This is a genomic window from Salmonella sp. SAL00672 (genome assembly GCF_046552175.1).
Taxonomy (GTDB): Bacteria; Pseudomonadota; Gammaproteobacteria; order Enterobacterales; family Enterobacteriaceae; genus Salmonella; species Salmonella enterica.
This window is the reverse complement of the sequence record NZ_JBGDUQ010000001.1, coordinates 641,107-656,909: the sequence shown is the minus strand read 5'-3', so window position 1 is coordinate 656,909 and position 15,803 is coordinate 641,107. Positions and strand designations below refer to the sequence as shown.

The window sequence follows — 15,803 nt, the reverse complement described above, 5'->3', positions numbered from 1 at the left end:
GGTTTTTGCGCGCTGTCCGTGTCCAAACTGGCTGCGCCAATAACGCCTGGTGGGATAGGCTCTTAGTGTTAATGTACACCAAAGGTCGATGTGTTTACCGCACTTGTGGCTTGGTATGCAGTATGTATAATTATTGTGTGAATGTTTTCATAAATTGATTTGTCTCTTCTTTGGCCTTTTCTATTGATTTATATTTATATATTTTTGATTGGTATGTGTATTTTTCTAACGCAGGTAAGTACTTAGAGACGTCGTTACCTTTTTTGAAATCTATAGGCATATGAATACTCGCATATAATATATTTATCCTCTGCGATGGCGTTAGCTCAGAATAATTTATACCTTGTTCATAATAAGAAAGCATCACATCATTGCAGATCCTGTCTTTATACGACTGCCCTATGTATGCGATGATAAGTCCATATATAAGTAGCAATCCAAAAGAGACACCTGCTTTGTGGCTATGAAGGAAATTATATTGTAGCCCCACAAAAAAAAGTACTTTTCTGATTAAAACAAGGATGAATGGTAAGGAAAATAAAAAACAACCGAAGTACATAATCACTTCGCCTGAATTCTGAAACATTTTATACCTTCCTGATAAATAATGGGTTAATTATCTGGTTAATATTCGTTGCCTATTATTTCTTTTATAAAAATAGACGATTCATTGAAATTTTTTTTGAAACTGGAGTAATTGCTAAGTGTTTTCGGTATGCAAAAGATGACTCGCCCATTTTTTACTATGGCATAATATCTTGGATACATTAGTGCTTCTTCTTTTGTGTTTGGAACACCGTCATAGTCTATTTTTTCATCAATAGAGTCAAGTTGGCTAAATAAAAAGACTCTTTTCCTTAGCAAAGTATTATGAACAATAGCATTTTCATATATATCAAGTGACATTGTAAGACTCAATGCAGCAAATGAAAGTAATGCTATGATGGAAATTGTTAATATTGCTAATGACAAGCCTTCCTGGCAATATAAAACAAGAAAAAAGAGTGGGATTGCAGGGAGGTAAGTGACCAACGGGTAAAAACGATCGATTTTTAAATGTGATATGATATTCTGAGGAGATGTGACATGGTCCTGAACGCCCTTGTTAAAGATAATGCTGTAAAGCGTCAAACTATTGTCAATTTTATCTATTGCTTTAGCTTTTATTCTTTGTGTGAATATAAAAAACGTTATCAAAAAGGCAATAAATAATAAAATGATTAAATTAGAAATAAAACTATCCACGGCATCATCCTGTATATCTACCGAAATTTCTATGGTCACTATTCTACTATTATTAATGAATGTCAATCTAAAATTGATGATGGTGCGTCCAGCCGGTTGGATTTGATCAAAAATAAAACTTTCGGTATTTCTTTATAGTCACAGAGCAAACAGAGTTGATTCTTTGTTAAAAAATCATCTCAATATTTTAATATGAATTCCTTCACGAGACTCTTAGAATATTACAGTCTACGATTTTAATGATTTTTTATTCATTCATTATGCGTATTAAATTAATGGCAGTGCAATCGCAAATTATATTTAGTTTCAGAATTGCAAAATGATTATAATTTTGTAGTTCATGCAGTTGGCCTAAGATCCTCGGTGGCGAGTGTAGGGGGAACGCCTGAACCAGATCTGAGGCTATGTGCGATACTGTGATATGAGTTAACCCAAACAGGCCATACGGTATCTATACCTTTCTAAAAAGCTTTTAGTTGGTATAGAGTCAAAACCTTAGACGAAACAACATTCACACTATGGCCCTGGCAGTGCGGCATTGCGTATCAGTGAGCATAACGGGGTCTTGTTTATTTATTATACCGTTATTGTACTCACTTAAAATGAAGATGGAAAAATGTTGTACTCATTTTTGACAGCATTGTTACGAGATGAGTTGAGACATTATGAAATGAAAAATCCACGCAATGGCGTGGATTTTATAGGGTTTTACCGCTGTCATGAGATTCAGCAAAACCTCATGAGACAACGAATGTTATTTAGACGTTGAACAGGAAGTTCATTATATCGCCATCTTTAACGATGTAATCTTTGCCTTCCGCTCGCATCTTACCGGCTTCTTTCGCGCCTTGTTCACCTTTATAGGTAATAAAGTCGTCAAAAGCGATAGTTTGGGCGCGGATAAAGCCTTTTTCAAAGTCGGTATGGATTTTACCTGCTGCCTGCGGCGCGGTTGCGCCAACCGGAATGGTCCATGCGCGAACTTCTTTCACCCCGGCGGTAAAGTAGGTCTGGAGGTTCAGCAGGCGATAACCCGCGCGAATAACGCGGTTCAGCCCCGGCTCTTCCAGACCCAGTTCAGCCATAAATTCGTCGCGCTCGTCATCATCCAGCTCAGCAATATCAGCTTCGACGGCGGCACACACCGGAACCACGACCGAACCTTCTTTCGCGGCGATTTCGCGAACCTGGTCCAGATACGGGTTATTTTCAAAACCGTCTTCATTGACGTTAGCGATATACATTGTCGGCTTCAGCGTCAGGAAGCTTAAATAACGGATAGCCGCTTTATCTTCGTCCGTCAGGTCCAGCGAACGCAGCATCCCCGCTTCGGCCAGGTGCGGCAGGCATTTTTCCAGCGCGGCCAGTTCCGCTTTGGCGTCTTTATCGCCGCCTTTGGCTTTCTTCTGTACGCGATGGATCGCGCGCTCGCAGGTATCGAGGTCAGCCAGCGCCAGTTCGGTATTGATAACATCAATATCTTCTGCCGGATTTACTTTACCCGCCACGTGGATGATATTGTCGTTCTCAAAGCAGCGAACCACGTGACCGATAGCTTCAGTTTCACGGATATTGGTCAGGAACTGGTTACCCAACCCTTCGCCTTTGGATGCGCCTTTTACCAGACCGGCGATATCCACGAACTCCATCGTGGTTGGTAGAATGCGTTGCGGTTTAACAATCTCAGCCAACTGGTCCAGACGCGGATCGGGCATCGGCACGACACCGGTATTCGGTTCGATAGTGCAGAACGGAAAGTTTGCCGCTTCAATACCGGCTTTTGTCAGCGCGTTGAACAGGGTGGATTTCCCGACGTTGGGCAGACCGACGATACCGCATTTGAATCCCATGATTTAACTCACCTTAATATCTTAATAATCAACCTGTTATAGAAAACAGATTGCAGAAATGGAAATAACTTCGCCTATTATACACGGCGTGCGGCAAAAATGCCGCACATCACTGGTTATTGCGCCTTAAAGGTATGCAAACGGCTTGTTGCTTTGGCCAGACCCTCTTTGAACCACAATTCCGTACAGCGTGCCGCTTCGTCAATGGCCTCATCAATTAATTTTTGTTCAGAAACAGGGGGTTTACCCAGCACGAAACCAACAACTTTATTTTTATCGCCTGGATGACCAATTCCAACGCGTAATCGGTGAAAGTTGGGGTTATTGCCTAGCTTGCTGATGATGTCTTTCAGACCATTGTGACCGCCGTGGCCGCCGCCAAGTTTAAATTTCGCGACGCCCGGCGGGAGATCCAGCTCGTCGTGAGCGACCAGAATTTCGTCCGGCTGAATACGGTAAAAACTGGCCATTGCGCCAACTGCTTTACCACTGAGATTCATGAACGTGGTGGGTACCAGCAGGCGAACATCTTCCCCTTCCAGCGTGATGCGTGAGGTATAGCCAAAGAATTTAGGCTCTTCACGCAACGGCGCGCGCAGGCGCTCCGCCAGTAAATCGACGTACCATGCGCCTGCATTGTGTCGCGTCGCGGCATATTCCGCGCCGGGATTCGCCAGACCAACAATCAATTTAATTGCCACGTTTTTTGTCCTGAGTAGATCCATAACTGGCGCGTAGTTTACTGTCTGTCTGCCCGCTTGACAAAACACAGCGACACTCTGAAGTAAATTAAATAATTGCCAGCATTGATTATTAAAAATGTAAACTGTTCAGAGTGTTATTTGTAAAGTTTTGTTAAATGAAACTTTACATTTGTGATCACACCCGCACTTACAAATGGAAGTGTTGTCTATACTTTACACATAAAGTTTAGGGGGATTTCCTAAAAACAACCCAAAAGTTCCGGAGGTGACATATGAAACGCAAAAACGCTTCGTTATTCGGTAACGTGCTGATGGGGTTGGGGCTGGTCGTGATGGTTGTCGGCGTGGGTTACTCTATTTTAAACCAACTGCCGCAGTTTAATTTGCCGCAATTTTTTGCGCATGGCGCAATACTGAGCATTTTTGTCGGGGCAGTTCTTTGGCTGGCAGGGGCTCGTGTAGGGGGGCATGAGCAGGTGAGCGACAAATATTGGTGGGTACGTCACTATGACAAACGTTGCCGCCGTAACGACAATCGTCGTCATAGCTAACCGGTTCAGGCCCGGTAAGCGTTATCGCCACCGGGCATTGTCCATTAACTGAGTAAATCCGCTAACGCCTCCGTCCTGTTCGGGAAGAAGGTCAGACGCCCAGGAATAGGTTTGATACCGGCACGCGCCATTGTGCGCAGCGGTTGGAACTCCAGGTTACTGATACGCAATTCGCAACCCTCCGGCAGACGCTTCACAAAACGCTGAAAAGCATCAAGCCCGCCTGCATCCAGCACTGGTACTGCGTCCCATTTCAGAACGACGATACGTTTGCCCTTAATACGTGACTCAAGGTCGGTAAACAGCCCTTCCGCCGCGGCGAAAAAGAGCGGACCGATAACACGCAGCACCAGCACATCTTCAGGCACATCGACATTGACCGGCGCAAGTCGAGTCATTCGCGCAATACGGCGCATAAACAGCAGAGAAGCAAGGACAATCCCCACGCTGATGGCGATGACCATATCAAACAGAACCGTTAATGACATGCACAGCAGCATAACGATAATGTCGTCTTTCGGCGCATGGCGTAACAGATCCACCACTTTATGGGCTTCACTCATATTCCATGCCACCATCAGCAGTAGCGCCGCCATCGCGGAAAGCGGCAGCCAGGAGAGTAGCGGGGCCAAGACCAGTAGCGCCAGAATGACCAGGATAGCGTGAATTACCGCCGAGATGGGAGAGGTCGCGCCAGCGCGGACGTTGGCGGCAGAGCGGGCAATCGCGGCGGTGGCGGTGATGCCGCCAAAGAACGGCGCGACCATATTCCCCAGCCCCTGGCCGATAAGTTCGCTGTTAGCTTTATGTTTGGTGCCGGTCATGCCGTCCAGCACGACGGCGCAGAGCAATGATTCGATTGCCCCCAGCATTGCCATCGAGAAGGCCGCTGGCAGCAGCGCGCGCAGTGAATCCCAGCTTAGCGTGAAATCGGAGCCAGGAAGACTCCACGGCAGCATCAGTTGCGGCAGGAGCTGCGGGATGCCGTTGCCCTGAGTGCCGTCAGCCAGAACGTAATGGAACTGTGAGCCGATAGTCGCCACATTGCCGCCCAGCAGATTAACAATCCCCATTACGGCGCAACCGGCCAGCAGCGCGGGAAGATGTCCTGGCAGACGAATACCGAGACGCGGCCAGAAAATCAACGTTCCCAGCGTTACCACGCCAATGGCGGCATCGCCAATATTGACGGTGGGCAACGCCATAAACAGCGCGCCGACTTTCTGCAAATAGTGCTCTGGCACATGGGCCATCTGCAGACCAAGAAAATCTTTAATCTGCATGGTACCGATGGTAATACCAATCCCTGAGGTAAAACCCAACGTGACCGACACCGGGATATATTCAATCAATCGCCCCAGTCTCGCCAGGCCGAAAAGGATCAGGAAGAAGCCCGACATCAGCGTGGCGACCAGTAGGCCCGCCAGACCAAACTGTTGCGATACCGGATACAAAATCACCACAAACGCGGCGGTAGGGCCGGAAACGCTAAAGCGCGAGCCGCCGGTTAGCGCGATCACGATCCCGGCGACAGCGGAGGTATAGAGGCCATACTGCGGCGCAACGCCACTGCCAATTGCCAGCGCCATCGCCAGCGGGATAGCAATAATCCCGACGGTGATCCCGGCTATCACATCACGGGTGAACCGGGAGGCGGTATATTTTTCTTTCCAGCAAGCATCGATGAGAGCGCGGAAAGGCATCACATGTGAGGAAAATAATTTGTTCACAATAATGTTTCATCCATGAGCGCATCATCTGTCAACTAAATGGCAGGTGAAGGAGGCATAAGTCATACAAAAGGGTGTTACAGACAAAAAAACCCGCCGCAGCGGGTTTCAGATCCGGGTTCGATCAATGCTCGAACATGGCGGAAATCGATTCTTCGTTGCTGATACGGCGAATCGCTTCGGCCAGCATACCTGACAGGGTCAAAGTACGCACGTTCGGCAGCGCTTTGATTTCGTCGGTCAGCGGAATGGTGTCGCAGACAACGACTTCATCAATGACGGAGTTGCGCAGGTTGTTTGCCGCATTGCCTGAGAAGATCGGGTGCGTCGCGTAGGCAAACACGCGTTTAGCGCCACGTTCTTTCAATGCTTCTGCTGCTTTGCACAGAGTACCGCCGGTATCGATCATATCATCAACCAGCACGCAGTCACGGCCAGCGACGTCGCCGATGATGTGCATCACCTGAGAAACGTTCGCGCGCGGACGACGTTTATCAATGATAGCCATATCGGTATCGTTCAGCAGCTTAGCGATAGCGCGGGCACGAACCACGCCGCCAATATCCGGAGAAACCACGATCGGGTTATCCAGATTCAGTTGCAACATATCTTCGAGCAGGATTGGGCTACCGAACACGTTATCAACCGGAACGTCAAAGAAGCCCTGGATCTGTTCAGCATGCAGATCTACGGTGAGAACGCGGTCAACGCCGACGCTGGACAGGAAGTCAGCGACAACTTTTGCGGTAATCGGCACACGGGCGGAACGTACGCGACGGTCCTGACGTGCATAGCCAAAGTAGGGGATAACGGCGGTGATACGACCTGCGGAAGCACGACGCAGGGCATCAACCATAACGACCAATTCCATCAGGTTGTCGTTGGTTGGGGCACAAGTGGACTGGATGATGAAAATATCACCACCGCGTACATTTTCGTTGATTTGTACGCTGACTTCGCCGTCGCTAAAGCGACCTACGGCGGCGTCGCCGAGAGAAGTGTACAGGCGGTTGGCAATACGTTGTGCTAGTTCCGGGGTGGCGTTACCAGCAAAAAGCTTCATATCAGGCACGAGAAGAACCTCAGGCATGCGTCCATTGGTGGAAAGAATCTGCCGAAAACTGTGCGGGCCAGGCAAAATCCTATCCAGGCGGTGTATTAAAGAGCGCGATGCAACGTCTGGAACAAGGTGACGTTGTCACCGAAGCTCAGCTTGCCCGGCTTACTCGTCTTCATTCACGTTTCATGTGCGCTGGTATCGATGCCTCACACCGGTCAAATACGGCATATATGACCGGCGATTCGTCATTTCGCCATCTTCCTGAAACCCGAATGCGTTAGAGTAACTCTCGATGCAATGGGGAGAGGTTGACACCCTTCGCCACAAAAGCATTGAGCCATTCCGGGGCTTGCTCAAGCACCTGGCGAGCACAAGACTCTGTATCGAATTCAGCAAAGACACAGGCCCCTGTCCCAGTCAGGCGCGACGGCGCGTATTCTAACAGCCAGGAAAGCGCCGCATCAACCTCGCGAAAACGTTTTCTTGCGATAACCTCGCAATCATTGCTGAATTCACATTTTAGTAACGTATCTATTGACCTTTTTGGCGTATTACGCGGCAATTGAGGATCTTTAAAGATAACCGGCGTCGGAATGCTTACGCCAGGGTGCGCGACCAGATACCATTTTTCCGGCGGATTCACCGGCGTTAATATTTCGCCTACGCCTTCGGCAAACGCGGCGTGGCCACGAACAAAGACCGGGACGTCGGCGCCGAGCGTCAGGCCGAGCGTCGCCAGTTCATCAATGGAAAGCCCGCATTGCCAAAGATGATTGAGCGCCACCAGAACGGTCGCGGCGTTAGACGAGCCGCCACCCAGACCGCCGCCCATGGGAAGGCGCTTCTCAATGCTGATATCCGCGCCGCTTCCGGCGGGCAGGCGTCCACTCTCCGAGGCGATTTTCATCAACAGCCGCGCGGCGCGGACGATCAGATTGTCTTCATTTTCAACGCCGTTAACCGGCGTTAATAAATGGATTTCGCCATCGCGACGCGGTTCGATGTGGAGTGTGTCGCCATAATCCAGAAACTGAAACAGCGTCTGCAGCGTGTGGTAGCCGTCTGCACGCTGTCCGGTGATATATAAAAACAGATTTAATTTTGCCGGAGAAGGCCAATGGGTCATCATTTCACAATCCAGTTATCCATTTTCAGCTTAATGCGCTGACTGCCGTCGGAAAGCTCCATATTGGCAGGCATGGCAGGCTGCGTTTTGCTGTCATAGCCGCCGTAAACCACTTTCCAGTTTTTACCATCCTGGCGATAGTTCACTTCGCTCAGGCGGTACTGGTCGTCCAGTTTGTAGTCAGTGGCATCGCCAGGCAGACCGAGGATCCACTGCCGCAGGCTGTTTAACGGAATCGGCATCCCGGTGAGTTTGCCGATCATCTCTTCGGCGTCATCGGCGGTATAACGCTGGCCTTTGTTATCCACCAACTGGACGTTGCCCGGCTGGGCGTTAAGCTCCAGCTCGGTGCTGCCCAGCGGGTTGGTAAGCAGCAGGCGGTAGCGATCCTGTCCGGTCTGTTGCCAGAAGAAGCGCGCATAGACTTTCTGATCATCTGAGATGTAAGCAAAGGCGCCGCGCGTCTGGTATTGATTCAGATGACGCACCTCTTGCTGATGCTGGCGCCACTGAGGGGAATCCGGGCTCTTGCCCGGGCCTTTATGCCCAGGAAGCGTACAGGCGGTGAGAACCAGGCTTGCTAACGGCAGTAGACGAATCAGGCGAAAATCGGGCAGGGTCATAGTGATGACGAATCCTTGTGATACGGTGCAATAATTGCCTGATGGCGTTACGCTTATCAGGCCTGAAAACTGAACCTGCAGGCTGTAAAAACGTTCGCGCCGCGATTCGGCAAATTTTTGCTATCGGTTACAGTTATAGCCTTTAATGCTAGCGCCGCCTGGTGACATCGTCTACTTTCAAGTTGTCTTAAATCATCAAATTAGCGAGCGCTGCCAATTACTCCAAAAGGGGGCTCTCTCTTTTATTGACCACGCGCATCCTGTATGATGCAAGCATACTAACCATATCAACGCTGGTACTACTCCCGCAGACATGACCCTTTTAGCGCTCGGTATTAACCATAAAACGGCACCTGTATCGCTGCGAGAACGCGTAACGTTTTCGCCGGACACGCTTGATCAGGCGCTGGACAGCCTGCTTGCGCAGCCAATGGTGCAGGGCGGGGTCGTGCTGTCAACCTGTAACCGTACAGAGCTGTATCTGAGCGTGGAAGAGCAGGATAACCTGCAAGAAGCGCTGATCCGCTGGTTATGCGATTACCATAACCTGAACGAGGACGATCTGCGCAACAGTCTGTACTGGCATCAGGATAATGACGCCGTCAGCCACCTGATGCGCGTCGCCAGCGGTCTGGATTCACTGGTGCTGGGCGAACCGCAAATCCTCGGTCAGGTGAAAAAAGCGTTTGCGGATTCGCAAAAAGGCCACCTTAACGCCAGCGCGCTGGAGCGAATGTTTCAGAAGTCTTTTTCCGTCGCTAAGCGAGTGCGGACTGAAACCGATATCGGCGCTAGCGCCGTCTCCGTCGCGTTTGCCGCCTGTACGCTCGCCCGCCAAATCTTTGAATCGCTCTCGACGGTCACCGTACTGTTAGTTGGCGCGGGCGAAACCATTGAACTGGTGGCGCGTCACCTGCGCGAGCATAAAGTACAAAAGATGATTATCGCCAACCGAACCCGCGAGCGCGCGCAAGCCCTGGCGGATGAGGTAGGCGCTGAGGTTATCTCGCTCAGCGATATCGACGCCCGTTTGCAGGATGCCGATATTATTATCAGTTCGACCGCCAGCCCGCTGCCGATTATCGGTAAAGGCATGGTGGAGCGCGCATTAAAAAGCCGTCGCAACCAGCCGATGCTGCTGGTGGATATTGCCGTACCGCGCGACGTTGAACCGGAAGTCGGCAAACTGGCGAACGCTTATCTTTATAGCGTCGATGATTTACAGAGCATCATTTCGCATAATCTGGCGCAGCGTCAGGCTGCGGCGGTAGAAGCGGAAACGATTGTTGAGCAGGAAGCCAGCGAGTTTATGGCCTGGCTACGCGCCCAAGGGGCCAGCGAGACCATTCGGGAATACCGTAGTCAGTCGGAGCAGATTCGTGACGAACTGACTACCAAAGCGCTGTCGGCCCTTCAACAGGGCGGTGATGCGCAAGCCATCTTGCAGGATCTGGCATGGAAACTGACCAACCGCCTGATTCATGCGCCAACTAAATCACTTCAACAGGCTGCCCGTGACGGGGATGACGAACGCCTGAATATTCTGCGCGACAGCCTCGGGCTGGAGTAGCAGCACACACCACACTTTTTTACAGGGTGAATTTACGCCTATGAAGCCTTCTATCGTTGCCAAACTGGAAGCCCTGCACGAACGCCATGAGGAAGTTCAGGCGTTGCTGGGCGATGCGGGAATTATCGCCGACCAGGACCGCTTTCGCGCATTGTCGCGCGAATATGCGCAATTAAGCGACGTTTCTCGCTGTTTTACGGACTGGCAACAGGTTCAGGACGATATCGAGACGGCTCAGATGATGCTCGACGATCCTGAAATGCGAGAAATGGCGCAGGAAGAACTGCGCGAAGCGAAAGAAAAAAGCGAACAACTGGAGCAACAGTTACAGGTACTGCTGCTGCCGAAAGATCCGGACGATGAACGAAACGCGTTCCTTGAGGTTCGCGCCGGTACCGGCGGCGACGAAGCCGCGCTGTTTGCCGGCGATCTGTTCCGCATGTACAGCCGTTATGCCGAAGCGCGCCGCTGGCGCGTGGAGATCATGAGCATGAGCGAAGGCGAGCATGGCGGTTATAAAGAGATCATCGCCAAAATCAGCGGCGACGGCGTGTATGGCCGACTGAAATTTGAGTCCGGCGGACACCGCGTACAGCGTGTTCCGGCGACCGAGTCGCAGGGGCGTATCCATACCTCCGCCTGTACCGTCGCCGTGATGCCGGAGCTGCCGGAAGCCGAGCTGCCGGATATTAACCCGGCGGATCTGCGCATTGATACGTTTCGTTCTTCCGGCGCGGGCGGTCAGCACGTTAACACCACCGACTCCGCTATCCGTATTACCCACTTGCCGACCGGCATCGTGGTGGAATGCCAGGACGAGCGTTCGCAGCATAAAAACAAAGCGAAAGCGCTCTCGGTGCTCGGGGCGCGCATTCACGCCGCCGAAACGGCAAAACGCCAGCAGGCCGAGGCGTCAACGCGCCGCAACCTGCTTGGCAGCGGCGATCGCAGCGATCGTAACCGGACCTATAATTTCCCGCAGGGGCGAGTGACCGATCATCGTATTAATCTGACGTTATATCGCCTTGATGAAACGATGGAAGGCAAGCTGGATATGCTGATTGAGCCGATTGTTCAGGAACACCAGGCTGACCTGTTAGCCGCGTTGTCCGAGCAGGAATAATGGATTTTCAGCACTGGCTGCATGAGGCGGTAAACCAGCTCCGGGACAGCGACAGCCCCCGGCGCGACGCCGAGATCCTGCTAGAGTACGTTACGGGCAAGGGGCGGACGTATATCATGGCCTTTGGCGAAACGCCGCTTACCGACGTCCAGCAACAACAGCTCGCGGACCTGCTGCAGCGGCGTAAACAGGGCGAACCTATTGCGTACCTGACGGGCTTACGCGAATTCTGGTCGCTGCCGCTCTTCGTTTCTCCCGCCACGCTAATCCCGCGCCCGGATACCGAATGTCTGGTTGAACAGGCGTTGGCGCGATTGCCGGTAAAAACCTGTCGTATTCTGGATTTAGGCACCGGAACCGGCGCGATTGCGCTGGCGCTGGCCTGCGAGCGACCGGATTGCGAGGTGACTGCGGTCGATCGTATGCCTGATGCGGTTGCGCTGGCGATACGCAACGCGGAACATTTGGCTATCCGGAATGTGCGTATACTGCAAAGTTGTTGGTTCAGCGCGCTATCGGGGCAGCAGTTCGACATGATTGTCAGCAATCCGCCCTACATTGACGCGCAGGACCCGCACCTTAGCGAAGGCGATGTACGCTTTGAACCGCGCTCGGCGTTGGTGGCGGACGAAAACGGTATGGCGGATCTTACGCATATTATCGATAACGCCCGCCAGATGTTAACGCCCGGCGGCTTCCTGCTGCTGGAACACGGTTGGCAGCAGGGCGAAGCGGTAAGAGCGGTTTTCAGGCGGTCTGGTTACTCGGATGTAGAAACGTGTCGTGATTATGGTGGTAATGAACGCGTGACCTGCGGACGTTTTACGCCATGACAATTGCAATGTTGCTCACGCTTCATCTTATCTGTGTTGCGCTCTCCGTCAGTTTGTTTGTCGCTCGTTACTGGTGGCGCTATTGCGGCCATGCGTTGGCCGCCGCGCGCTGGACACGAATCGTGCCTCCCGTCATAGATACCCTGTTACTGCTTAGCGGTATTGGGTTAATCGTTAAAACGCACATCCTGCCATTCACGGAGTCGGGCTCATGGCTGACTGAAAAACTGTTTGGCGTTATCATCTACATCGTTTTGGGTTTTATTGCGCTTGATTATCGTCAGGCGCGCAGCCAGCAGGCGCGTTTTATCGCTTTCCCGCTGGCGCTGGTGGTGCTGTACATCATCATTAAACTCGCCACCACAAAAATACCGTTACTGGGGTAAGTCATGAGGTCGTTAGCTGATTTCGAATTTAACAATGCGCCGCTGTGTGATGGCATGATCCTGGCATCAGAGATGATTCGCCTGGATTTTCCCACGCAGTTTGTCTACGACGAACTGGAACGTCTGGTCAGTCTGGCGCAGGAAGAAATTAGCCAGCTCCTGTCTCAGGATGAGCAACTGGAAAAATTGCTGGCACTTTTTTACGGCGAGTGGGGGTTCACGGATTCCCGCGGCGTCTACCGTCTTTCTGATGCTTTATGGCTCGATAAAGTCCTGAAAAAACGCCAGGGGAGCGCGGTATCGTTGGGCGCTATTTTATTATGGATAGCAAACCGTCTTGATTTGCCGTTGGTGCCCGTTATCTTCCCAACGCAGTTGATTTTGCGTATTGAATCGCTGGAAGGGGAAATGTGGCTGATTAACCCGTTCAACGGTGAAACGCTTGATGAACATACTCTGGAAGTCTGGTTAAAAGGCAATATTAGTCCGGTCGCCGAGTTGTTTAATGAAGATTTGGACGAGGCGGATAACGCCGAAGTGATTCGTAAGCTACTGGATACGCTGAAATCCTCGCTGATGGAGGAACGGCAAATGGAGCTGGCGCTGCGCGTTAGCGAAGCATTGTTGCAATTTAACCCGGAAGATCCTTACGAAATCCGTGACCGCGGGTTGATCTACGCGCAGCTTGAGTGTGAACACGTTGCGCTGACTGATTTAAGCTACTTCGTTGAACAGTGTCCGGAAGACCCGATCAGCGAAATGATTCGTGCGCAGATCAACACCATTGCGCACAAGCAAATTGTTCTACATTAATTAACCGACATTTTACCTATAAGTGTAAGGCGATCCTATGAAACAAAAAGTGGTTAACATTGGCGACATTAAGGTGGCAAATGACCTGCCGTTTGTGCTGTTTGGCGGTATGAACGTGCTGGAGTCACGCGATCTGGCAATGCGCATTTGTGAGCACTACGTAACCGTTACCCAGAAGCTGGGTATTCCTTACGTGTTCAAGGCCTCTTTTGATAAAGCCAACCGTTCCTCTATTCACTCTTACCGTGGGCCGGGTCTGGAAGAAGGGATGAAAATCTTCCAGGAACTCAAGCAGACATTTGGCGTAAAAGTGATCACTGACGTCCATGAAGCCAGCCAGGCGCAGCCTGTTGCTGATGTGGTTGACGTGATTCAGCTCCCGGCGTTTCTGGCGCGCCAGACCGACCTGGTGGAAGCGATGGCGAAAACCGGCGCTGTGATTAACGTGAAAAAGCCGCAGTTCGTAAGCCCGGGTCAGATGGGCAATATCGTGGATAAGTTCCATGAGGGTGGTAACGATAAGGTGATTCTGTGCGATCGCGGCGCGAACTTCGGTTATGACAACCTGGTGGTGGATATGCTGGGCTTTAGCGTGATGAAAAAGGTCTCCGGCAACTCGCCGGTGATTTTCGACGTCACCCACGCGCTGCAATGCCGCGACCCATTTGGCGCCGCCTCTGGTGGTCGTCGTGGTCAGGTGACCGAGCTGGCGCGCGCCGGTATGGCTGTCGGTCTGGCGGGCCTGTTCCTGGAGTCGCATCCGGATCCGGCTAACGCGAAGTGCGACGGTCCTTCCGCGCTGCCGCTGGCGAAACTGGAGCAGCTCCTGACCCAGATAAAAGCGATTGATGATTTGGTGAAAAGCTTCGACGAGCTGGATACCGAGAACTGATTGCGGTTTTTAGCTTGTGTAGGCCGGATAAGATACTATCCGGCTTTTTTATATCAGGCAAAAATCGTCATCAGATAGGCGGCAAATAAAGCCAGATGCGCCGCGCCGTTTAGCACGTTGGTGCGTCCGGTAGAGAACGAAATATGGCACAGCACTAACGAGGCCACCATCACTACCATTTCCGGCGCGCCTAAACCAAATACCAGATCATTACCTGTCGCCCAGGCGATGAGCGTGACGACCGGCACGGTTAATGAAATCGTCGCCAACACCGAGCCGAAGAACAGATTCATTGCCCGCTGAACCTGATTATTCAGTACCGCCTTCAGCGCGCCCAGTCCTTCCGGCGAGAGAATTAACAGCGCGACCAGGAAACCGGTAAAGGCGACCGGGGCGTTCATGCTGGTCAGCAACGCCTCCAGCGGGCTGGCATTCATTTTGGTAACGGCAATGACCGCAATTAAATGAATGAGTAACCAGACCGTATGCCAACCGCTACTGTGCGCGGAGGGTTTACCGTGGTGTGGATTGTCATCATCGCCTTCATCTTCATGTTCATAGATAAATAAGCTCTGGTGCGTTTTGGTTTGAATCAACAAAAATACGCCGTACATCGCGGCGGAAATTAACGCGACCAATAATGCCTGACCGGTAGAGAAATTGGCTTGCGGCAATGCCATTGGAAAAACCAGCACAATAATCGCCAGCGGAAACAGCGCGATAAGATACTGCTTAATCCCAAATAAATTCATATATTGCGTTGCGAATTTACGCCCGCCCAACAACAACGAGAAACCGACCAGTCCCCCGGTGACAATCATAATAATAGAGTAGAGCGTATCGCGCATAAGCGTTGGCGCAGCATCGCCGGTAGCCATCAGCGCTGAAATTAAACTCACCTCAAGAATAACGACGGACAGGCTTAAAATAAGCGATCCGTAGGGTTCGCCGAGTCGGTGCGCTAATACATCGGCATGACGGACCACGCTAAATGCGCTGCTTAAAATACCAATAAGTGCAAGGATATTGATGCCAATAACCACTGGTAGTGACTGGCTGCTTCCCCAAAGGAACAGCACTACCAGCGCAAGAACCGGGAAAATAAGCGAAGTCTCCTTATGGCGGGTTTTCACCGCCTCACAGGCATGCGTCATGAGGGTCTCCCTTGTGCAGGTGTTAATATTTTGGAAAGAGTAGAGAAGGTAAAAATAGCAGAAATTTGTATTTTTTTAGTGGTTTTTTACGTAGTTTTACGGCGTAGACGATTTTTTTCTTTCAAGGTCAGTAAAACAACGAT

At 51.1% G+C, this 15,803-nt stretch carries 16 protein-coding genes; 7 read left to right on the top strand and 9 right to left on the bottom strand.

Annotated elements, in window-relative coordinates:
• Positions 1-130: 130 nt before the first annotated feature.
• The 4 genes from ACLJTG_RS03355 to pth all read right to left on the bottom strand — a co-directional run bounded on the left by ACLJTG_RS03355 (position 131) and on the right by pth (position 3,796).
• Positions 131-586, bottom strand: a complete 456-nt coding sequence (locus ACLJTG_RS03355) for a hypothetical protein (RefSeq protein ID WP_079951504.1) — start codon at positions 584-586, stop codon at positions 131-133.
• Positions 587-624: 38 nt separating this feature from the next.
• Positions 625-1,245 (bottom strand): hypothetical protein, encoded by a 621-nt coding sequence (locus ACLJTG_RS03350; RefSeq protein ID WP_198898145.1) that lies wholly within the window; start codon positions 1,243-1,245, stop codon positions 625-627.
• A 758-nt stretch (positions 1,246-2,003) separates the two neighbouring features.
• Entirely contained in the window at positions 2,004-3,095 is a 1,092-nt protein-coding gene (ychF, locus tag ACLJTG_RS03345) for a redox-regulated ATPase YchF (RefSeq protein WP_000505850.1), read from the bottom strand.
• 116 nt (positions 3,096-3,211) lie between these two features.
• Positions 3,212-3,796 carry an aminoacyl-tRNA hydrolase gene (gene pth / locus ACLJTG_RS03340; protein WP_000985595.1) on the bottom strand — a complete coding sequence of 195 codons (585 nt, stop codon included), beginning with the start codon at positions 3,794-3,796 and terminating at the stop codon, positions 3,212-3,214.
• A gap of 275 nt (positions 3,797-4,071) precedes the next feature.
• Here pth and ychH point away from each other — a divergent pair, with 275 nt between their 5' ends.
• Complete coding sequence (gene ychH, locus ACLJTG_RS03335; protein ID WP_000823878.1) at positions 4,072-4,350, top strand: stress-induced protein YchH; 279 nt, start codon at positions 4,072-4,074, stop codon at positions 4,348-4,350.
• A 44-nt stretch (positions 4,351-4,394) separates the two neighbouring features.
• On the opposite strand, the gene dauA is transcribed toward ychH, so the two are convergent.
• From dauA to lolB, 4 genes are all read right to left on the bottom strand, one after another.
• Positions 4,395-6,080 (bottom strand): C4-dicarboxylic acid transporter DauA, encoded by a 1,686-nt coding sequence (gene dauA / locus ACLJTG_RS03330; protein WP_001037182.1) that lies wholly within the window; start codon positions 6,078-6,080, stop codon positions 4,395-4,397.
• Between the two features lie 124 nt (positions 6,081-6,204).
• Positions 6,205-7,152, bottom strand: a complete 948-nt coding sequence (gene prs, locus ACLJTG_RS03325; protein WP_001518537.1) for a ribose-phosphate diphosphokinase — start codon at positions 7,150-7,152, stop codon at positions 6,205-6,207.
• Between the two features lie 265 nt (positions 7,153-7,417).
• Positions 7,418-8,269, bottom strand: a complete 852-nt coding sequence (ispE, locus tag ACLJTG_RS03320; RefSeq protein WP_000988258.1) for a 4-(cytidine 5'-diphospho)-2-C-methyl-D-erythritol kinase — start codon at positions 8,267-8,269, stop codon at positions 7,418-7,420.
• Entirely contained in the window at positions 8,266-8,889 is a 624-nt protein-coding gene (lolB, locus tag ACLJTG_RS03315) for a lipoprotein insertase outer membrane protein LolB (RefSeq protein WP_000174484.1), read from the bottom strand. The genes ispE and lolB overlap by 4 nt, the downstream gene beginning before the upstream one ends.
• 313 nt (positions 8,890-9,202) lie before the next feature.
• Between lolB and hemA the strand changes: the two genes are divergently transcribed.
• From hemA to kdsA, 6 genes are read left to right on the top strand one after another with little or no spacing between them, the layout of a single operon-like run.
• Positions 9,203-10,459 carry a glutamyl-tRNA reductase gene (gene hemA, locus ACLJTG_RS03310; RefSeq protein WP_000173208.1) on the top strand — a complete coding sequence of 419 codons (1,257 nt, stop codon included), beginning with the start codon at positions 9,203-9,205 and terminating at the stop codon, positions 10,457-10,459.
• Between the two features lie 40 nt (positions 10,460-10,499).
• Complete coding sequence (prfA, locus tag ACLJTG_RS03305; protein ID WP_000804703.1) at positions 10,500-11,582, top strand: peptide chain release factor 1; 1,083 nt, start codon at positions 10,500-10,502, stop codon at positions 11,580-11,582.
• Positions 11,582-12,415, top strand: a complete 834-nt coding sequence (prmC, locus tag ACLJTG_RS03300) for a peptide chain release factor N(5)-glutamine methyltransferase (RefSeq protein WP_000347310.1) — start codon at positions 11,582-11,584, stop codon at positions 12,413-12,415. Before prfA ends, prmC begins: the two co-directional genes overlap by 1 nt.
• Entirely contained in the window at positions 12,412-12,801 is a 390-nt protein-coding gene (gene sirB2 / locus ACLJTG_RS03295) for an invasion regulator SirB2 (protein WP_000150667.1), read from the top strand. Before prmC ends, sirB2 begins: the two co-directional genes overlap by 4 nt.
• Before the next feature lie 3 nt (positions 12,802-12,804).
• Positions 12,805-13,614 (top strand): invasion regulator SirB1, encoded by an 810-nt coding sequence (sirB1, locus tag ACLJTG_RS03290; RefSeq protein ID WP_001257065.1) that lies wholly within the window; start codon positions 12,805-12,807, stop codon positions 13,612-13,614.
• Positions 13,615-13,651: 37 nt separating this feature from the next.
• Positions 13,652-14,506, top strand: coding sequence for a 3-deoxy-8-phosphooctulonate synthase (gene kdsA / locus ACLJTG_RS03285; RefSeq protein ID WP_254494010.1), 855 nt, complete (start codon positions 13,652-13,654; stop codon positions 14,504-14,506).
• Between the two features lie 53 nt (positions 14,507-14,559).
• Here the strand turns inward: kdsA and chaA are convergent, their stop codons facing one another.
• Positions 14,560-15,660: a sodium-potassium/proton antiporter ChaA gene (gene chaA, locus ACLJTG_RS03280; RefSeq protein WP_000148418.1), complete on the bottom strand. Its 1,101-nt coding sequence runs from the start codon at positions 15,658-15,660 to the stop codon at positions 14,560-14,562.
• Positions 15,661-15,803 lie beyond the last annotated feature (143 nt).

Bases quoted from the DNA above. Each gene is read 5' to 3' on its own strand.
- ACLJTG_RS03355 (WP_079951504.1), bottom strand. From the start codon at position 586: ATGTTTCAGAATTCAGGCGAAGTGATTATGTACTTCGGTTGTTTTTTA.
- ychF (WP_000505850.1), bottom strand. From the start codon at position 3,095: ATGGGATTCAAATGCGGTATCGTCGGTCTGCCCAACGTCGGGAAATCC.
- ychH (WP_000823878.1), top strand. From the start codon at position 4,072: ATGAAACGCAAAAACGCTTCGTTATTCGGTAACGTGCTGATGGGGTTG.
- ispE (WP_000988258.1), bottom strand. From the start codon at position 8,269: ATGATGACCCATTGGCCTTCTCCGGCAAAATTAAATCTGTTTTTATAT.
- lolB (WP_000174484.1), bottom strand. From the start codon at position 8,889: ATGACCCTGCCCGATTTTCGCCTGATTCGTCTACTGCCGTTAGCAAGC.
- hemA (WP_000173208.1), top strand. From the start codon at position 9,203: ATGACCCTTTTAGCGCTCGGTATTAACCATAAAACGGCACCTGTATCG.
- prfA (WP_000804703.1), top strand. From the start codon at position 10,500: ATGAAGCCTTCTATCGTTGCCAAACTGGAAGCCCTGCACGAACGCCAT.
- prmC (WP_000347310.1), top strand. From the start codon at position 11,582: ATGGATTTTCAGCACTGGCTGCATGAGGCGGTAAACCAGCTCCGGGAC.
- sirB2 (WP_000150667.1), top strand. From the start codon at position 12,412: ATGACAATTGCAATGTTGCTCACGCTTCATCTTATCTGTGTTGCGCTC.
- sirB1 (WP_001257065.1), top strand. From the start codon at position 12,805: ATGAGGTCGTTAGCTGATTTCGAATTTAACAATGCGCCGCTGTGTGAT.
- kdsA (WP_254494010.1), top strand. From the start codon at position 13,652: ATGAAACAAAAAGTGGTTAACATTGGCGACATTAAGGTGGCAAATGAC.
- chaA (WP_000148418.1), bottom strand. From the start codon at position 15,660: ATGACGCATGCCTGTGAGGCGGTGAAAACCCGCCATAAGGAGACTTCG.